We start from the raw sequence: 16867 nt of genomic DNA, 5'->3' as shown, positions 1-16867 counted from the left end.
GCCTGCGGCGGAGGGTGGGTGTGACAATCATCTCTACAAAAATAACGAGTGCCGAAAGTCACATCTTGACCCCCGGCGGGCGGGCGGGGAGGGGGCGTTGAAAAGCGGCGGCCCCACAGCCTGCGGGTGATTTTGTGGTCAAACTTACGGGGACGAAACTTACTTGGGCGTAACCTATAAGTAGTCTTGCAACTGTCGGGGATTTGCCGACACCCGATGTAAAGGTGACGCTTTCCTCAAGTTTTATGGCATATTTGGCTTTCAAAACTTGTGGGCACAGCTGTGCCCTGGGTTTCTCCATGTACAAAGTAGGAAACACAGGAGCGAGTTCTCACGTGACCGAATACAGCACCTCCTTCGGGACGGATCGACTGATCAACCGCTTCGACCGCGAGCCGTACGCCCTGGCCTTCTCCGGCCAGGGATTCGACTGGTTGAAGACCCTGCGCACGGCCATCGCCGCCGGTGTGGGCAACGCCGTCACCTCCCTGGTCGACGGTGCCGCAGCCAGCCTCGCGCCGGTCGCGGACGAGCTTGCGGGCACCCGTCCCCACGGCTTCGACCCTGTTGCGTGGGCAAGGGATGAGGAAGGCCCCACCTTCGACACTGCGCAGGTGGCCATCAGCGTCCCCGGCATCTTCGTCGCGCAGCTGGCGGTTCTGGAGTCCCTGGACCGTCAGGGCCTGGAGCTCGACAAGGCTGTCGCTTCGGTCGGCCACTCCCAGGGCAAGCTGGCCTCCCTGCTCATGGCGGGCCGGGCGGAGTCCGATGATCTCCTCGCCATCGCGCAGCTGATCGGCGCCGCGATGACCCGCACCGCACGCATGACGGGCCTCATCCAGCAGGGTGAGCTGTCCCCGATGGTCTCGGTCCGCGGAGTCACCCGCGAGCAGTTGCAGTCGGCCATCGACCATGCCTGCGCGGACGTCCCCGAGGAGCTGCGCCCGGTCATCGGCCTGCGCAACACCCGCGACACCTATGTGCTGGTCGGTCGTCCGCAGGACAACGCAGTCGTGCAGGAGCTGCTGGGCAAGTTCGCGGCGAAGGACGCCAAGGCCATCGAGAAGAAGGAACGCGGCGGCCAGCCGTTCAACCCCCAGTTCACCGCCCTGCCCATCCAGTCCGCCTTCCACCACCCGGCAATGGAGGCTGCCGTCGAGCAGACCGTCGCCTGGGCACAGCAGGCCGGCCTGGACACCGCCATCGCCCGCGAGGCAGCGCAGCTCGTCCTGACCGCCCCGGTCGACTGGCCCGCCGACCTCAACGAGGCCGTTGACACGGGTGCCCGCTGGATCCTCGAGGTCGGCCCGGACGGTGGCATGCTGCCCCTGACCCGGAAGATCATCGTCGGCCGCGGCGTGGGTGCCCTGGACGTGTCCGGCACCGCCGGCCAGGCCGAGCTTTTCGACGCCGGCCTCGCCCCCGAGCTGCCCCGTGACTGGTCGGAGTTCGCCCCGCGCCTGGAGAGGCGCAACGGTGAGATTCGTCTGGTGACCAAGTTCACCGAGGTCACCGGCTACACCCCGATGACCCTCCCGGGCATGACCCCCACCACCGTTGATCCGGTCATCGTCGCCGCCGCCGCGAACGCCGGCCACTGGGCGGAGCTCGCCGGTGGCGGCCAGGTCACCGAGGAGGTGCTGGAGGAGAACCTCGAGCGCCTGGAGTCCCTGCTGAACCCGGGCGTGAACGCCCAGTTCAACTCCATGTTCCTCAACCCCTACCTGTGGCGTATGCAGGTGGAGGGCAAGCGCCTCGTGCCGCGCGCACGCGCCAACGGTGCGCCGATCGACGGCATCATCATCACCGCCGGCATGCCCCCGCACGACGAGGCGGTCGCACTGGTCCGTGAGCTCCGGGACGCGAACTTCCCGTGGATCGTCTTCAAGCCCGGCGCCGTCAAGCACATCCGCCAGGCCCTCAAGATCGCCGGCGATGTTCCCGAGATCCCGATCATCCTCCAGGTCGAGGGTGGTAAGGCCGGTGGCCACCACTCCTGGGAGGACCTCGACGAGCTGCTGATCGCCACCTACGGTGAGATCCGCGGCCACGACAACGTCATCCTCGCCGTCGGTGGCGGCATCGGCACCCCGGAGCGGGCCGCCGAGTACATCACCGGTACCTGGGCGCAGAAGTACGACCTGCCGGACATGCCGACCGACGCGATCCTCCTCGGCACCGCCACCATGGCGACCCTGGAGTCCACCGCCTCCGAGGCCGTCAAGCAGGCGCTCGTCGACGCCCCCGGCTCCGACGAATGGGCCGGCGCCGGCCGTGAAAAGGGTGGCGTCGCCTCCGGCCGTTCCCAGCTGGGCGCGGACCTCTACGAGATCGAGAACTCCTTCGCCAAGGCCGGTCGTCTGCTGGACGAGGTCGCCGGCGACGACGAGGCCGCAGTGGCCCGCCGTGAAGAGATCATCGCGGCCATCAACAAGACCTGTAAGCCCTATTTCGGCGACCTGGAGGCCATGACCTACGTCGAGTGGCTGAACCGCTACCTCGAGGTCTCCGGCCCCTACAAGGGCGAGTGGACCGACGTCTCCTGGGCGAACCGTTTCGTCGAGATGATCGAGCGCGCCGAGGCCCGCCTGGCCGACGTCGACCACGGCCAGTTCGAGGCACAGGTGGAGGTGGACGTGGACAACCCGGCGGGGGCCGTCGAGAAGCTCGTCGAGCTCTACCCCTTCGCCGGGCGCGACCTCCTGCACCCGGCCGACCGGACCTGGTTCTCCAGGCTCCTGCTCAACCCGGGCAAGCCGGCCAACTTCGTCCCCGTCATCGACGGTGACGTACGCCGCTGGTGGCGTTCCGATTCCCTGTGGCAGGCCCACGACGAGCGTTACGACGCCGACCAGGTCTGCATCATCCCGGGCACCGCCGCCGTCGCCGGCATCACCCGCGCCAACGAGCCTGTCGCCGAGCTGCTCGGCCGCTTCAACCAGGTCTCCATCGACGTGCTGACCGCCGCCGGCGAACAGGCCGTCGATGTCGAGGCCTCCGTCGTCGAACGCGTCCTCACCGCCCCCGGCACCTACTGGGCAGGTCGCCAGCAGGCCTCCTACATCGAGCGCCTGGGCGACACCGATCAGTGGACCATGACCGGGGACCGCGCCTCCGCGACCCACGCCACCACCGGCGCCCGTCTGGTCGCCGAGGACGCCGAGCACGCCGTGCTCACCGTTCCGCTGGCCGGCTCCACCGCCGCAGGCACCACCACCGATCTGACCATCCGCTTCACCGTCCCGGCCGATTCCCCGCTGTCCGCGAACCCGCAGGTCACCGAGGAAGACGCTGAGACCGCCATGGCCGAGCTGACCCGCGTGGCCGCCGGTGGCGAGCTGGCGGAGATCTCCGCAGAAGGCGTCGCCGAGTGGAACACCACCCTCGACGCCGGCCACCTCGCCGACTACGACAACGTCACCGCCGGCTACCTGCCGAACAAGCTGGCCGTCAACGGTACCGCCCCGGACGTCCTCGTCGGTCGCGCCTGGCCGGCGGTCTTCGCCGCCGTGCGCTCCGCCGTGGTACCGGGCACCGACTCCGCTTCCGTGGTTGAGGGCATGCTCTCCCTCGTCCACCTCGAGCACCACCTGACCATGCTCGCCGAGCTGCCGGACGTTTCCGCCGGTCCGGTCGACATCAAGGTCACCGCCACCGCCGACGAGGTCTCCGACACCGACCTGGGTCGTCTCGTCGTCGTCCGCGCGGAGCTCACCGCCGACGGTCAGCCGCTGGCCAAGCTCTCCGAGCGCTTCGCCGTCCGGGGCCGCAACGGCCGCACCACCGCGCGCACCAACACCTCGGCTCTGCCGAGCGTCATCGACTCCCCGCGTTCCTTCCGTGCCTACGCACGGGTCGTCGCACCGGAGTCCATGCACCCCTTCGCCGTCGTCTCCGGCGACCGCAACCCGATCCACGTCTCCGACACCGCAGCCGGCCTCGCCGGTCTGCCGGGCGTCATCGTGCACGGGATGTGGACCTCCGCCATCGGTGAGCTCGTCGCCGGCGCCGGTTTCTCCGAGGAATCCACCTCGACGAGCCCGGCCCGCGTGATCGAGTACACCGCCACCATGCTCGCCCCGATCCTGCCGGGCGAGACCATCGAATTCACCGTGGAGCGCACGGGCATCGACAAGCGCCCGGGTCACGGCGAGGTCCGTACCGTCACGGCCGCCGTCAACGGCAACATGGTGCTCACCGCCACCGCCGTCATGGCCGCGCCGACCACCTTCTACGGCTTCCCGGGGCAGGGCATCCAGTCCCAGGGCATGGGCATGGAGTCCCGCGCCTCCTCCGCCGCCGCGCGCGAGGTCTGGGACCGCGCCGACCGCCACACCCGCACGAAGCTGGGCTTCTCCGTCCTGGAGATCGTCAAGAACAACCCCACCGAGGTCATCGTCGGAGGCGAGCGCTTCCACCACCCGGACGGCGTGCTCTTCCTGACCCAGTTCACCCAGGTCGCCATGGCCACGCTGGGTTGTGCCCAGATCGCCGAGATGCGCGAGGCTGACTCCCTCAACCAGCGCGCCTACTTCGCGGGCCATTCCGTCGGCGAGTACAACGCCCTGGCCGCCTACTCCGGCGTCCTCTCGCTCGAGTCCGTGGTGGAGATCGTCTACCGCCGTGGCCTGACCATGCACCGCCTGGTCGAGCGCGACGAGGAGGGCAACTCCAACTACGGCCTCGCCGCACTGCGCCCGAACAAAATGGGCCTGTCCGCCGACAACGTCTTCGACTACGTCAAGGACCTGGCCACCAGCACCGGCGAGTTCCTCGAGATCGTGAACTACAACATCGCCGGCGTCCAGTACGCCGTCGCCGGCACCCGCGCAGGACTGCTCGCGCTGAAGGCGGACGCAGAGAAGCGGGCCCCGGGCCAGCGTGCGTTCATCATGATCCCCGGCATCGACGTGCCCTTCCACTCCAGCCACCTGCGCGACGGCGTCGGTGACTTCCGCGAGCACCTCGATTCCCTGATCCCGGAAGCCATCAACCTGGACATCCTGGTTGACCGCTACATTCCGAACCTCGTGGCCCGCCCGTTCGAGCTGACCCGCGAGTTCGTCGAGTCCATCACCGAGGTCGTCTCCTCCCCGTACATCGAGGAGATCCTGGGCGACTTCGAGAACGCCTCCGCGGACCCGCAGAAGCTCGGCCGCACGCTGCTCATCGAGCTGCTGGCCTGGCAGTTCGCCTCCCCGGTCCGGTGGATCGAGACGCAGGACCTCATCCTGCGCTCCCGGGCCAACGGTGGCCTGGGCATGGACCGTTTCGTCGAGGTCGGCGTCGGTTCCGCCCCGACGCTGGCCAACATGCTGGGTCAGACCCTGCGTCTGCCGCAGTACGCCGGCACCCCGATCGAGGTCCTCAACGTCGAGCGCGACCGCCCGGTCGTATTCGCCACCGATGAGATCGTCCGTGAGGTCGCCGAGGACGTCGTCCCGGACGCGCCCGCAGCGGAGTCCGCACCGGCGCCGAAGTCCTCCACCGCCGGTCCCGCCCCGGTCGCCGCGAACGCTCCGACCGGCGCCACCGTCCCGGCCACCGCCCCCGCCCCGGTCGCCGCCCCAGGCGCCGGCACCCCGGATGACATCGAGTTCACCCCCTCGGACGCCACCGAGATGCTCATCGCCATCTGGACCAAGGTCCGTCCGGACCAGATGGGCCCCACCGATTCCATCGAGACCCTCGTCGAGGGTGTGTCCTCCCGCCGTAACCAGCTGCTGCTGGACCTGGGCGTGGAGTTCGGCCTGGGTGCCATCGACGGCGCCGCAGACGCCGAGCTGAATGCCCTGAAGGTCACCGTCACCAAGATGGCCAAGGGCTACAAGGCCTTCGGCCCGGTCCTGGGTGACTCCGCCGCCGACGCCCTGCGTCGCATCACCGGACCGACCGGCAAGAAGCCGAACTACATCTCCGAACGCGTCGCCGGCACCTGGCAGCTCGGCAGCGGCTGGGCCACCCACGTCGTCGCCGAGGTGGTCATCGGTGCCCGCGAGGGTGCCTCCCTGCGCGGCGGTGACCTGGCCACCCTGAGCCCGGCCACCCCGTCCAACGCCGGTGAGCTCGACCAGCTCATCGACGCCGCCGTCCAGTCCGTGGCCGCCCGCCGTGGTGTCGCCGTGGGCCTGCCCTCTGCGGGCGGCGGCGCCGGTGGCGTCGTCGACTCTGCCGCACTCGGCGAGTTCGCCGAGCAGGTCACCGGCAAGGAAGGTGTCCTGGCGGAGACCGCCCGGACCATCCTCTCCCAGCTGGGCATCAGCCTGTACGAGTCCCAGAACCTGGACGAGCAGGCCGACGAACACGCCGCCCTGTTCGACCTGGTCTCCCGCGAGCTCGGCTCCGACTGGCCGCGCCAGGTCGCCCCGCGTTTCTCCGCGGCCGAGGCCGTGCTTCTCGACGACCGCTGGGCCTCCGCCCGCGAGGACCTCACCCGTGTCTCCCTCGGTGAGCTCGACGTCGCCGACGTCGACGTCACGGGTGCCGGCGAGAACGTGGCGAAGCAGGCCGAGTTCCTGGGCCTGACCGGGCTGGCCGCCCAGGCACGTGACGAAGAGACCCTGCGCTTCTCCACCGACGTGGCAGTGGTCACCGGTGCCTCCCCGAACTCGATCGCCGCCGGCGTCGTCGCCGAGCTGCTCGAGGGCGGCGCCACCGTGGTGGTCACCACCTCCAACCTCTCGCACTCCCGTCTGGGCTACTACAAGGACCTCTACGCACGTGCCGCCCGCGGCACCGCGGCCCTGTGGATCGTCCCGGCGAACCTGAGCTCCTACACGGATCTCGACGCCGTGATCGAGTGGATCGGCAACGAGCAGACCGCCACCGTCAACGGCCGGAAGAAGGTCCTGAAGAAGGCACTCGTCCCGACGCTGCTGTTCCCGTTCGCGGCGCCGCGCGTCATGGGTTCGCTCGCCGACGCGGGTCCCTCCTCCGAGTCCCAGATGCGCCTGCTGCTGTGGGCCGTCGAGCGACTCATCGCCGGCCTCTCCGAGCTCGGCGTGGACACCCAGGTGGGCAAGCGACTGCACGTCGTCCTGCCGGGTTCCCCGAACCGTGGCCGCTTCGGCGGCGACGGCGCCTACGGCGAGTCCAAGGCGTCCCTCGACGCGGTGGTCACCCGCTGGAACGCCGAGAAGGTGTGGGGCGAGCGCACCAGCCTCGTCCACGCCTTCATCGGCTGGGTCCGTGGCACCGGCCTGATGGGCGGCAACGACCCGCTCGTCGAGACCATCGAGTCCAAGGGCGTCCGCACCTTCTCCAACGAGGAGATGGCGGAGCTGCTCGTCTCCCAGGTCACCACTGAGGTCCGTGCCGAGGCAGCCAACGCCCCGGTCATCGTGGACTTCACCGGCGGGCTGGGCGAGTCCGACGTCAACATCTCCCAGCTGGCCGCTGAGGCGGCCGCGGACGCGGAGAACGCGGGCGTCGACAAGCAGGAGGTCGAGGAGCCCCGCACCCTCACCGCGCTGCCGACCCCGTACCGCCGCTTCGAGTGGACGGCACCGGACTTCAGCGGCGTTTCAACGAGTCTCGAGGACATGATCGTCATCGTCGGCGCCGGCGAGCTGGGCCCCTACGGCTCCGCCCGCACGCGTTTCGACGCCGAGCTCTCCGGCGACCTCACCGCCGCCGGCGTCATCGAACTCGCCTGGACCATGGGCCTCATCCGCTGGGACAACGACGCCTGGTACGACGCCGAGGATCAGGAACTCGCCGAGGAGGAGGTCTACGACCGCTTCCACGACGAGGTCCTGGGCAGGGTCGGCGTCCGCCGCTACCACGATGACTTCTTCATGGTCGACAACCTCGCGCCGGAGCTGACCACCGTCTACCTGGACAAGGACCTCTCCTTCAGCGTCGCCTCCAAGGAGGAGGCCAAGACCTTCGTCGACTCCGAGCCGGACCACACCTCCGCGTTCTACGACGACGAAGCAGGGGAGTGGACGGTCGTCCGCCACGCCGGCTCCGCCGTCCGCGTTCCGCGCCGCACCACCATGTCGCGCTTCGTCGGCGGCCAGATCCCGGAGGGCTTCGATCCCGCCGTGTACGGCATCCCCGCCGACATGATCGACAACCTGGACCGCCTGGCGCTGTGGAACCTCGTCTGCACCGTCGACGCGTTCCTCTCCTCCGGCTTCACCCCGGCGGAGCTACTCCGTGGCATCCACCCTGCCCGCGTGTCCTCCACCCAGGGCACCGGCATGGGCGGCGTCGAGTCCATGCGCTCGCTCTACCTCGACGGGCTGCTCGCCGAACCGCGCGCGAACGACATCCTCCAGGAGGCCCTGCCCAACGTCGTCGCAGCGCACGTCATGCAGTCCTACGTCGGTGGCTACGGCCAGATGATCCACCCGGTCGCCGCCTGCGCCACCGCTGCGGTCTCCGTGGAGGAGGGCTACGACAAGATCTCGCTGGGCAAGGCGGACTTCGTCGTCGCCGGCGGCCTGGACGACCTGTCCATCGAGGGAATCACCGGCTTCGGCGACATGGCCGCCACCGCCGACTCCACTGAGATGGAGAACAAGGGCATCGAGCACCGCTACTTCTCCCGTGCCAACGACCGTCGTCGCGGTGGCTTCATCGAGTCCGAGGGTGGCGGCACCGTGCTGCTGGCCCGCGGCTCCGTCGCCGCCGACCTCGGCCTGCCGGTCCTGGGTGTCGTCGCCTTCGCCGAGTCCTTCGCCGACGGCGCGCACACCTCCATCCCGGCCCCGGGCCTCGGCGCCCTGGGTGCGGCACGTGGAGGCACCGACTCCCGTCTGGCACGCCAGCTGGCCGCTGTGGGCGTGTCCGCCAACGAGATCTCCATCATCTCCAAGCACGACACCTCCACCACCGCCAACGACCCGAACGAGTCGGACCTGCACGAGCGCATCGCAGCCTCCATCGGTCGCGCGGACGGCAACCCGATGTACGTCATCTCCCAGAAGTCGCTCACCGGCCATGCCAAGGGCGGTGCCGCGGCCTTCCAGATGATCGGCCTGACCCAGGTCCTGCGTTCCGGCCTGCTCCCGGCCAACAGGTCGCTCGACTCCGTCGACCCGGTCCTCGCACAGCACCAGCACCTGGTGTGGCTGCGCAAGCCGCTCGACCTGAGCGGCCAGGCCCCGAAGGCAGGTCTGGTGACCTCGCTCGGCTTCGGCCACGTGTCCGCACTGGTCGCCATCGTCCATCCGGGCGCGTTCCTCGAGGCCCTGCGCCAGGAGCGTGGCCAGGACGCCGCAGCCGCGTGGGCGAAGTCCGCCGTCGCCCGCGAGGAGGCCGGCCTGCGTCGCATCGTCGACGGAATGTACGGCGGTGCCCCGCTGTACGAGCGTCCGGCCGACCGTAACCTCGGTGGCACCGGTGACGCCGTGAAGGCACGGGAGGCGGCCGTCCTGCTGGACGACAACGCCCGCCTCGTGGACGGCGTCCTGCGCACGGGTGCCGAGATCAACTCCTAACCCGGCCAGGCTCTGAAGGCCCGTACCCTCTGTTTCCGGGGGTGCGGGCCTTCGGCGTTGTCGGGGTGATTGCCTGCCGGGGGGGGGACATGGTGATGCGTCACGTCAGATAAGACGAGGGATCGGAAAGACGATCACCCCGCTTCGTGGCGGAGAGCTGCGAACTGGGCATATAAAGATACGCGCACTCGTATTCTGTGACATTTTACGAGCCTTCGCATTGTCCGTCCTGCGGGTGCAGGGCGGACCGGCCCAGGTCGGGCACAATGGACCGCATGCATCACATCGGCGTCGATATCGTCCACGTGCCGGGCTTCCGGGAGCAGCTGGAAATGCCGGGCTCCCGGTTCGAGGATAATTTCACGGCCCTGGAGCTGCGGGTGGCCGACCAGCGGCCGGACCGGGTTCTGCACCTGGCCGGTCGCTGGGCGGCGAAGGAGGCATTCATCAAGGCATGGTCGCAGGCGATCTACGGGCGGCCGCCGGTGATGTCACCGGATCTGGTGGATTTCCGCGAGATCGTCATTCAGCCGGACCGGTGGGGGCGGGTGGCCGTCGAGCCTCGGGATGAGGTCGCCCGGGCCGTGGCGGAGAGCCTGGGGAAGATCTCCACGAGCCTGTCCATCAGCCACGACGGTGATTCCGCAGTGGCGACCTGTCTGATTGTGGCGGGCCTGGAATAACCCTCCTATTGGCCTATTGCCCTGCCCGAATGCGGGTGGTTCAATTGAAATATTGAAGTTGCTGCAGGTCACAGTGATAGGAGTTCCGGTGATCGCCAACCCCTACACCGAGTCTTTCCTTGAGCTGTCCACCAAAGTAAATGACGCGGGTCTGATGCGGCGTCGGCTCGGCTTCTACTGGCCACGAATCCTCTTCTGGACGCTGGGCACCGTGCTCAGCCTGATCGTCGTGGCGCTGGCCGGGGACGGTTGGTACCTGCTGCTTTTCGCTGTCTTCCTGGGTGTCGCGATGTCCCAGCTCGGATTCCTCAGCCACGAGGCGGCTCATCAGGAGATCTTCGAGGACCGCAGGTGGAACGAGTGGACCTCCCGCGTGCTCGCCGGCCTGTTCATCGGCCTGAGCTACGGCTGGTGGGTCAACAAACACAGTCGGCATCACGCGAACCCCAACAAGGAGCGCTCCGATCCTGACCTGAATTCCAGGGTGCTGTCACTGACTCCTGACAGCACAGACAGGCGCACTGGTCTGGCCGGGAAACTCTCCCGCTACCAGGGGTGGTACTTCCTGCCCCTGCTGCCTTTCGAGGGATTCTCCCTGCACGTCGCCTCCGTGAGGACGATTCTCGGCCGCGGACGGATCAAGTTCCGGTGGGTGGAGATCCTCTTTGTGGGGATCAGGCTGCTGGGTATCCCCATCTTCCTGTTCATCGTCCTGCCGTTCTGGCTGGCGTTGGCCTTCATCGTGGTTCAGACGCTGGTGTTCGGCCTTCTCCTCGGCGGGGCGTTCGCGGCCAGCCACATCGGCATGCCCACCGTCCCCCATGACGTGAAGCTCGACTTTCTGCGTCGCCAGGTACACATGTCCCGGAACATCCGCGGTAGCCGCCTGGTGAGGTTTTTCATGGGTGGGCTCGAGTACCAGATCGAGCACCACCTCTTCCCCAGGACTCCCCGCCCGAATCTCCCGGTGCTGCAGAAACTGGTCCGGGAACACTGCTCCGCGCTGGGCGTCCCCTACACGGAGACGACACTGGGGGAGGCCTACGGTGTGATCATCGCCTACCTCAATCAGGTCGGCCTCAAGAACCGTGACCCGTACACGTGCCCGCTGGTCCTCCGGTACCGGGGCTGATCCAGGAAAGTGAGGGGAACATGAAGGTCTCCGCGAACTACGACACCTGCATCGCCTCCGGCAACTGCGGGTACATCGCCCCGGGCGTCTTCCGGAATCTGGAGGAGCACGGCGGATTCATCAGCCTGATCACCGAACATCCCCCGGAGTCGGAGTGGCCCGCGGTGCGACGCGCGAAACGGTTGTGCCCTTCGGGGACGATCTTCATCGACGAGACCGGCTCAGCGCGGTGAACAGCCGGTCCGGCCGTGTACCAGCGGGTAACCCTTCTGAAGGAGTGCCATGATGACCGATCCGACCGGCCCTGCGCAGGATTCCTCCGGCCCCCGGAAGTCAGAGTCGGCTGAGTCCGCCGGCCCGTTGCCCGGGGCACATCGCGCAGAAGAACCGCCCGACCAGCCCGCTCCCGAAGGGACGCAGGCCGTCGCCCCCTGGTCCGACACGTGGGGGCAGACCGCTTCCCGGTCCGCCCAGATACTGCTCGTCTCGGCGGTGTTCATGGGCACTGTGTGGCTCCTGCTGAGGGTGTCCCTCGTGGTGATCGCCGCACTCGTGGCCCTGATTCTCGCCTCCGCGGTCTATCCGGTGGTGAGGCGACTCAAGCGGAAGGGATGGTCGAGCCTGCTGGCCACGGGCGCGGCCTTCATCGGAATCCTCGGTCTGCTGAGCGGCATCATCACGGGCATCGTCTTCGCGGTACTCAATGAATGGGACTCACTCTCCACGTCCGCTGTGGAGGGGTGGCGGGAACTGGAGAGTTTCTTCCTGTCCGGCCCTCTGCCCTTCGACACGGCAGCCTTCGACGATGTGATCGCGCAGGCCACTCAGCTGGCCACCAGCGGAGCATTCGTCGACAGTGCCCTGACCGGACTTACCGCCGCCACGGAGTTCATCACCGGCCTGGTCCTCATGATCGTCATTCTGTTCTTCTTCCTCAAGGACGGGCCGAAGATGTGGAACTTCGCGCTGCGGTGGTTCCGGGGGGAGACCCGGGCCAGGCTCGCGGAGTCAGGGGACCGCACCATCCAGATTCTCGGTGGTTATGTGCGGGGCACCGCCATCATCGCCGCCGTCGATGCGGTGTTCATCGGCGTGGCCCTGGCGCTGCTCGGGGTGCCGCTGGCGCTGCCGCTCGCTGTCATCGTGTTCGTCGGCGCCTTCCTGCCGATCATCGGGGCCACCATCGCCGGTATCCTGGCGGCCCTGGTGGCCCTGGTGACCAATGGTCTGGTAGTGGCGCTGATCGTGGTCGCGGTAGTCATCGTGGTCAACCAGATGGAGGGGGACCTGCTGCAGCCGGTGGTGATGGGGCGCACCCTGAGCCTGCACGCCATCGTCGTTCTGCTGGCACTGTCGGTGGGCACGATCGTGGGCGGCATCTTCGGGGCCATCCTCTCGGTACCGCTGACGGCCGTGGCCTGGTCCGTCATCCAGGTGTGGACAGACACCTACCAGGTCGGCGATGATCCTGTGCTCGGTGAGGATCCGGTCCACCCGAAGGACCGGGTGGAGTCGAAGTCCACCATGACCGAGCGGTGGAAGTACCAGCAGATGCGTTACCAGGAGCGCTTCAACCGGACCCTGTACATCGCCAAGGGTGCGACCCTGAGCAAGAAGGATGACGACGAGAAGAAGCGCAGGCGCAGCCGGAGAAAGTGACTGCTCCTGCCGCTGTTTCTCTGTCTGCCGGGCGCCCTCAGTCGCGGGGCGGGTTCTCGGCGACCTTGTGGTCGAAGGAATCGGAGTCCCGCTGGTCCTCGGGCTGGGGCACGTTGGTGGGCTGCTGGTCGGGGCGGCCGTCGGGGTCGGCGATCGGGGTGGGCTGCTGGTCGGGGTTCCTCGGATCGGTAGTCATGAGCCAATCCTAATTACTTTCCTCAGGCAGTGGCTACCGCGAAGAGGTAAGCGACGAGCATGCGCTTGATCTCGGTGACGATGGACTCGAAGGTGTCGTCGTCCCGTTCAAGGTCGCGGATGGCGTAGTTGAGCAGCGAGGACACCGTGTGGATGAGCAGGCCCGCGAGTTGGTGACGCTCCTCCGGGGTGGAGTCCGGGGAGAGCGGGGCCACCACGGCGGAGATGATGTCGAGCATCTGCTTTTCGGTGGCGGCGGCGGTCGCACGGGTCGCGGGAGTGGACTGCACGGCGTGCCAGACTGCGCGCCGGGAGGGGTCCTCGCGCCACAGCCGGGCCAGGTGGTCGATGAATTCGTCGAAGATGTCGGGCCACTGCGGGGTGGGGACGCGTCCCGAGAACTTCTGCAGTTCGGAGACGGTGTCGGCGGTGTCGACGCGGTCCAGCTCGCAGATGAGGACGTACTTGTTGGCGAAGAACTGGTAGAGCGTGCCGATGGGAACCTCGGCACGGCGGGCGACTTCGTCGAAGGTGAAGGATTCGAACCCGACGTCGACAAGCACGCTCCGTGCGGCCGTGAGGATGCGGTCGAACCGCTCGCGGCTGCGGGCCTGCGCGGGGCGGCGACGGGGGACGAGGATGCCGTCCTCGACCTCCGGCGCGGGAATCTCCGTGGTCATCAGGCGTCGGCTAGCTCTCGCAGGATGCGGGGGACGTGGCCGGTTGCGCGGACGTTGTAGCGGGCCAGGCCGATGGTGCCGTCCGGCTCGACGAGCAGGGTGGAGCGGATTACGCCCTGAACGATCTTGCCGTAGTTCTTTTTCTCGCCGAACGCACCCCATTGCGTCATGACCTTCTTGTCCGCATCGGAGAGGAGCGTGAAGTTGAGGTCGTGGTCCGCCCGGAACTTGGCGAGCTTCTCCGGTGTGTCCGGGGAGATGCCGACCACCGTGACGTTCAGATTCTTGAGCTCCTCGATGGAATCGCGGAAGTCGTTGGCCTGGGTGGTGCAGCCGGGGGTGTTGGCGCGCGGGTAGAAGTAGATGAGTACACGTTCGCCGGCGAAGTCCTTCAGGGACACGGGCCGCCCGGTGTCATCGGGCAGGGTGAAATCTGGGGCGGTGTCGCCTTCGGCAAGACGTGAGGAAACAGTCATGTCCTACACCATACCGCCATGCGGGCTTCGGCCGCGTTACACTACTCTGAGTAGGGAAAGTCCTTCATCGAACCGGGAGAACCACGTGGCACGAGACATCAACGATATCCAGCGAGACATCGAGCGCACCCGTCGCCAGCTGGCCAGCACCCTCGACGAGCTGGCCACCCGCACGAAGCCGCAGAACCTGGTCGACGACGCCAAGCGCGGAGCGACCACCAAGGTCCGGGACCCGCAGGTGCAGAAGGTGCTCGCCGGCGTTGGTGTGGCCGTGGTCGGCCTGATCACCCTGGTCGTCGTGCGCAACCGCAAGCGCAGCAACGATCTCAAGGAGATCCAGCGACTCCTGGCTGGCCGCGCATAAATATCTCCTTATGGGATGGGGGTTGGCTAGGGTATTGCCCATGCGCACCCCGCTTATCGACGCCGCCCTCGTCCTGACCGCCGCACTCCTCCTCGGCGCCTGTTCTCCGGCGGGGGAGGAGCCTGCCGCCGGCCCGGAAACCGCGGCCTCCATGGAGGCCGCGGTCTCGGAGCGCTCAGCCGACATGCCGGCAGAGGCAAATGACACGGACGTCCATTTCCTCGGCATGATGGTCCCTCATCATCAGCAGGCGATCGACATGTCCGACGTGCTCCTCGACTCCGACGTCATCGACCCGGAGGTACGGGACCTCGCGCAACGGATCCGCGATGGCCAGCAGCGCGAGAACGAGCGGATGAACGCGCTCGCCGACGAGTGGCGCATCGATGAGGACATGGAGCTGCACTCCCACCACATCGCCAACGGCATGGTCAGCCCCGGGGTGTACGAGACCTTCGCCCAACTGCAGGGTGAGGAACTGCGCACCCGCTTCCTCGAGCTGATGCATCTCCATCATGCCGAAGTCATCCGCATGACCCAGGACCAGGTGGACAACGGCGGTTACCAGCCGCTTCGTGACCTGGCCAACGAGATGATCGAGGTCCAGACCGCAGAGATGCGCGAGATGGAGGGTCTCTACGGCGGGGTGCCGGGGATGTAGCCGACGTCAGCCCCGCGGGACGACGTAATCGGCGAGTGTCGTCCCGCCCGGTTCCAACGCGGCCCAGGTGCCGGGTACATCGAGAAGTGCGATGGCGCTGGTGGGGAACTTTCGCTCCATGTCCACCCAGCCGGGGTGCTCGTCCCGCGGAGCCAGGCTGCGTGCGACGTCCTCCACGCCCGGCCAGTGGCCGAGCACCAGTGCGGTGCCGACAGATTCGGGCAGCTTCCGGAGGATCCTGAGGTAGTCGTCGATGGTTCCGCCATAAAGCTCGTCCTTGAAGGAGATCTTGTGCGTCGTGGCGCCTCCGACCTCTGCCCGCTCCCAGGTCAGGCGGGTGCGCACCGACGTGGAGATGAAGACGCGGTCTATCGTGCCGACGTGCTCCGACAGCCACTCGCCGGCGGCCTTCCCGTCGCGGCGGCCGCGCTTGTTCAGTGGACGCTGGTGGTCGGGCAGCGGTTCAGCCCAGGAGGACTTGGCGTGCCGCATGATCAGAAGTTGGTGGTGGGTAGGCATGCCCTCACCATATCCACCGCAACGCCAGGTCTGCTGTTGAACGCGAAGCCCCCCTCCCGGGTTATCACCACGGAAAGGGGGGCGCGGAAAGGCGTGCGGTCTAGGGCGTGTCTCCTAAAGCTCTGAGCCAGGTGAGCACAGCACAGAGCACGACGGCTCCACGATAAACCACGGCGAGTTTGTCATAGCGGGTGGCCAGGCCCCGCCACTGCTTGGCCAGGGCAAACGCCCGCTCGACAACATTGCGGCCCTTGTAGGCATGAGGGTCAAAGGCGGGCGGGCGCCCACCTTTGCTGCCTCTACGTTTACGGGCCGCGATACTGTCACGCTTTTCAGGAATGACCGCCACGATCCCCCGCTTACGCAGGTCACGCCGAATCACCGTCGTCGCGTAGCCACGGTCAGCCAGGACCGCATCCGGACGCGACCGCGCCCGCCCGGGACCCATGCGCGGGACGTGGATGTCGTCGAGCACAGCCTGAAGCATCGCACCGTCGTTGCGCTGCCCGCCGGTGACCACCACAGACAGGGGACGGCCGTGTCCGTCGACGCCGGCGTGAATCTTGCTCGACAGCCCACCGCGCGACCGGCCAATTCCGTGACCTGCTGGTTCAGTCAACGCCAGCGGCAGATTCTTGTGATTCGATCGAGCCCCCTGTGTCCTGCTCGGGCCGGGTCGTGTTCGTCGCGTGCTGGTGGGCACGCGCGATCGAGGCGTCGACGGAGACGTTCCAGTCGATCTTTCCTTCCGCATCGGCCACCGTCAGCAGGTAGGTCAGGACGGCATCCCACGTGCCGTCGGCGCAGTAGCGGCGGTGCCGTTTCCAGACGGTCTGCCAGGGGCCGTATTCATCGCGGGGCAGGTCCCGCCACGGGATTCCGGTGCGGTAGCGGTAGATGATGCCCTCAACGACCAGCCGACTGTTGTGAAAGGGACGACCCCGCTGCCCATCACTGCTGGGCAGAAGGCGCTCAACCGTCTCCCACTGGTGGTCGGTCAGGACGCGAAACCGACTTTTGGTGTCACTCACCGATCCAGTATCGCCCCACCG

The 16867-nt window shown here is 67.5% G+C and carries 13 protein-coding genes; 7 read left to right on the top strand and 6 right to left on the bottom strand.

Annotated elements, in window-relative coordinates; translation table 11 throughout:
• Positions 1–335 precede the first annotated feature (335 nt).
• From CETAM_RS10770 to CETAM_RS10750, 5 genes are all read left to right on the top strand, one after another.
• The gene (locus CETAM_RS10770; RefSeq protein WP_156228856.1) at positions 336–9446 is read left to right on the top strand and encodes a type I polyketide synthase; all 9111 of its coding nucleotides are present in this window, start codon (positions 336–338) and stop codon (positions 9444–9446) included.
• Positions 9447–9721: 275 nt separating this feature from the next.
• Positions 9722–10129, top strand: a complete 408-nt coding sequence (gene acpS, locus CETAM_RS10765; RefSeq protein WP_197085730.1) for a holo-ACP synthase AcpS — start codon at positions 9722–9724, stop codon at positions 10127–10129.
• Between the two features lie 88 nt (positions 10130–10217).
• Positions 10218–11261, top strand: a complete 1044-nt coding sequence (locus tag CETAM_RS10760) for a fatty acid desaturase family protein (protein WP_231587464.1) — start codon at positions 10218–10220, stop codon at positions 11259–11261.
• Between the two features lie 20 nt (positions 11262–11281).
• Positions 11282–11494 carry a ferredoxin gene (locus CETAM_RS10755; RefSeq protein ID WP_156228854.1) on the top strand — a complete coding sequence of 71 codons (213 nt, stop codon included), beginning with the start codon at positions 11282–11284 and terminating at the stop codon, positions 11492–11494.
• 49 nt (positions 11495–11543) lie between these two features.
• Positions 11544–12920 (top strand): AI-2E family transporter, encoded by a 1377-nt coding sequence (locus CETAM_RS10750; RefSeq protein WP_231587462.1) that lies wholly within the window; start codon positions 11544–11546, stop codon positions 12918–12920.
• Between the two features lie 37 nt (positions 12921–12957).
• Here the strand turns inward: CETAM_RS10750 and CETAM_RS10745 are convergent, their stop codons facing one another.
• From CETAM_RS10745 to bcp, 3 genes are read right to left on the bottom strand one after another with little or no spacing between them, the layout of a single operon-like run.
• Positions 12958–13116, bottom strand: coding sequence for a hypothetical protein (locus CETAM_RS10745; RefSeq protein ID WP_156228853.1), 159 nt, complete (start codon positions 13114–13116; stop codon positions 12958–12960).
• Between the two features lie 22 nt (positions 13117–13138).
• Entirely contained in the window at positions 13139–13795 is a 657-nt protein-coding gene (locus tag CETAM_RS10740; protein ID WP_156228852.1) for a TetR/AcrR family transcriptional regulator, read from the bottom strand.
• Positions 13795–14271, bottom strand: a complete 477-nt coding sequence (gene bcp, locus CETAM_RS10735; RefSeq protein ID WP_156228851.1) for a thioredoxin-dependent thiol peroxidase — start codon at positions 14269–14271, stop codon at positions 13795–13797. The genes CETAM_RS10740 and bcp overlap by 1 nt, the downstream gene beginning before the upstream one ends.
• 85 nt (positions 14272–14356) lie before the next feature.
• Between bcp and CETAM_RS10730 the strand changes: the two genes are divergently transcribed.
• Together CETAM_RS10730 and CETAM_RS10725 are read left to right on the top strand one after the other, a co-directional pair.
• Positions 14357–14635, top strand: coding sequence for a DUF3618 domain-containing protein (locus CETAM_RS10730; RefSeq protein WP_156228850.1), 279 nt, complete (start codon positions 14357–14359; stop codon positions 14633–14635).
• A 40-nt stretch (positions 14636–14675) separates the two neighbouring features.
• Positions 14676–15296, top strand: a complete 621-nt coding sequence (locus tag CETAM_RS10725) for a DUF305 domain-containing protein (protein ID WP_156228849.1) — start codon at positions 14676–14678, stop codon at positions 15294–15296.
• Positions 15297–15302: 6 nt separating this feature from the next.
• Here the strand turns inward: CETAM_RS10725 and CETAM_RS10720 are convergent, their stop codons facing one another.
• From CETAM_RS10720 to CETAM_RS13955, 3 genes are all read right to left on the bottom strand, one after another.
• Complete coding sequence (locus CETAM_RS10720) at positions 15303–15815, bottom strand: SixA phosphatase family protein (RefSeq protein ID WP_156228848.1); 513 nt, start codon at positions 15813–15815, stop codon at positions 15303–15305.
• A 100-nt stretch (positions 15816–15915) separates the two neighbouring features.
• Positions 15916–16434, bottom strand: coding sequence for an IS5 family transposase (locus CETAM_RS13960; RefSeq protein ID WP_197085747.1), 519 nt, complete (start codon positions 16432–16434; stop codon positions 15916–15918).
• On the bottom strand, positions 16427–16846 hold the full coding sequence (locus CETAM_RS13955) for an IS5 family transposase (protein ID WP_197085748.1): 420 nt from the start codon (positions 16844–16846) through the stop codon (positions 16427–16429). Before CETAM_RS13955 ends, CETAM_RS13960 begins: the two co-directional genes overlap by 8 nt.
• Positions 16847–16867 lie beyond the last annotated feature (21 nt).

The organism is Corynebacterium comes, from assembly GCF_009734405.1.
GTDB classification, from domain to species: Bacteria; Actinomycetota; Actinomycetes; order Mycobacteriales; family Mycobacteriaceae; genus Corynebacterium; species Corynebacterium comes.
Note: the sequence above shows the minus strand (reverse complement) of the source record. Positions and strands in the feature narration are given on the sequence as shown.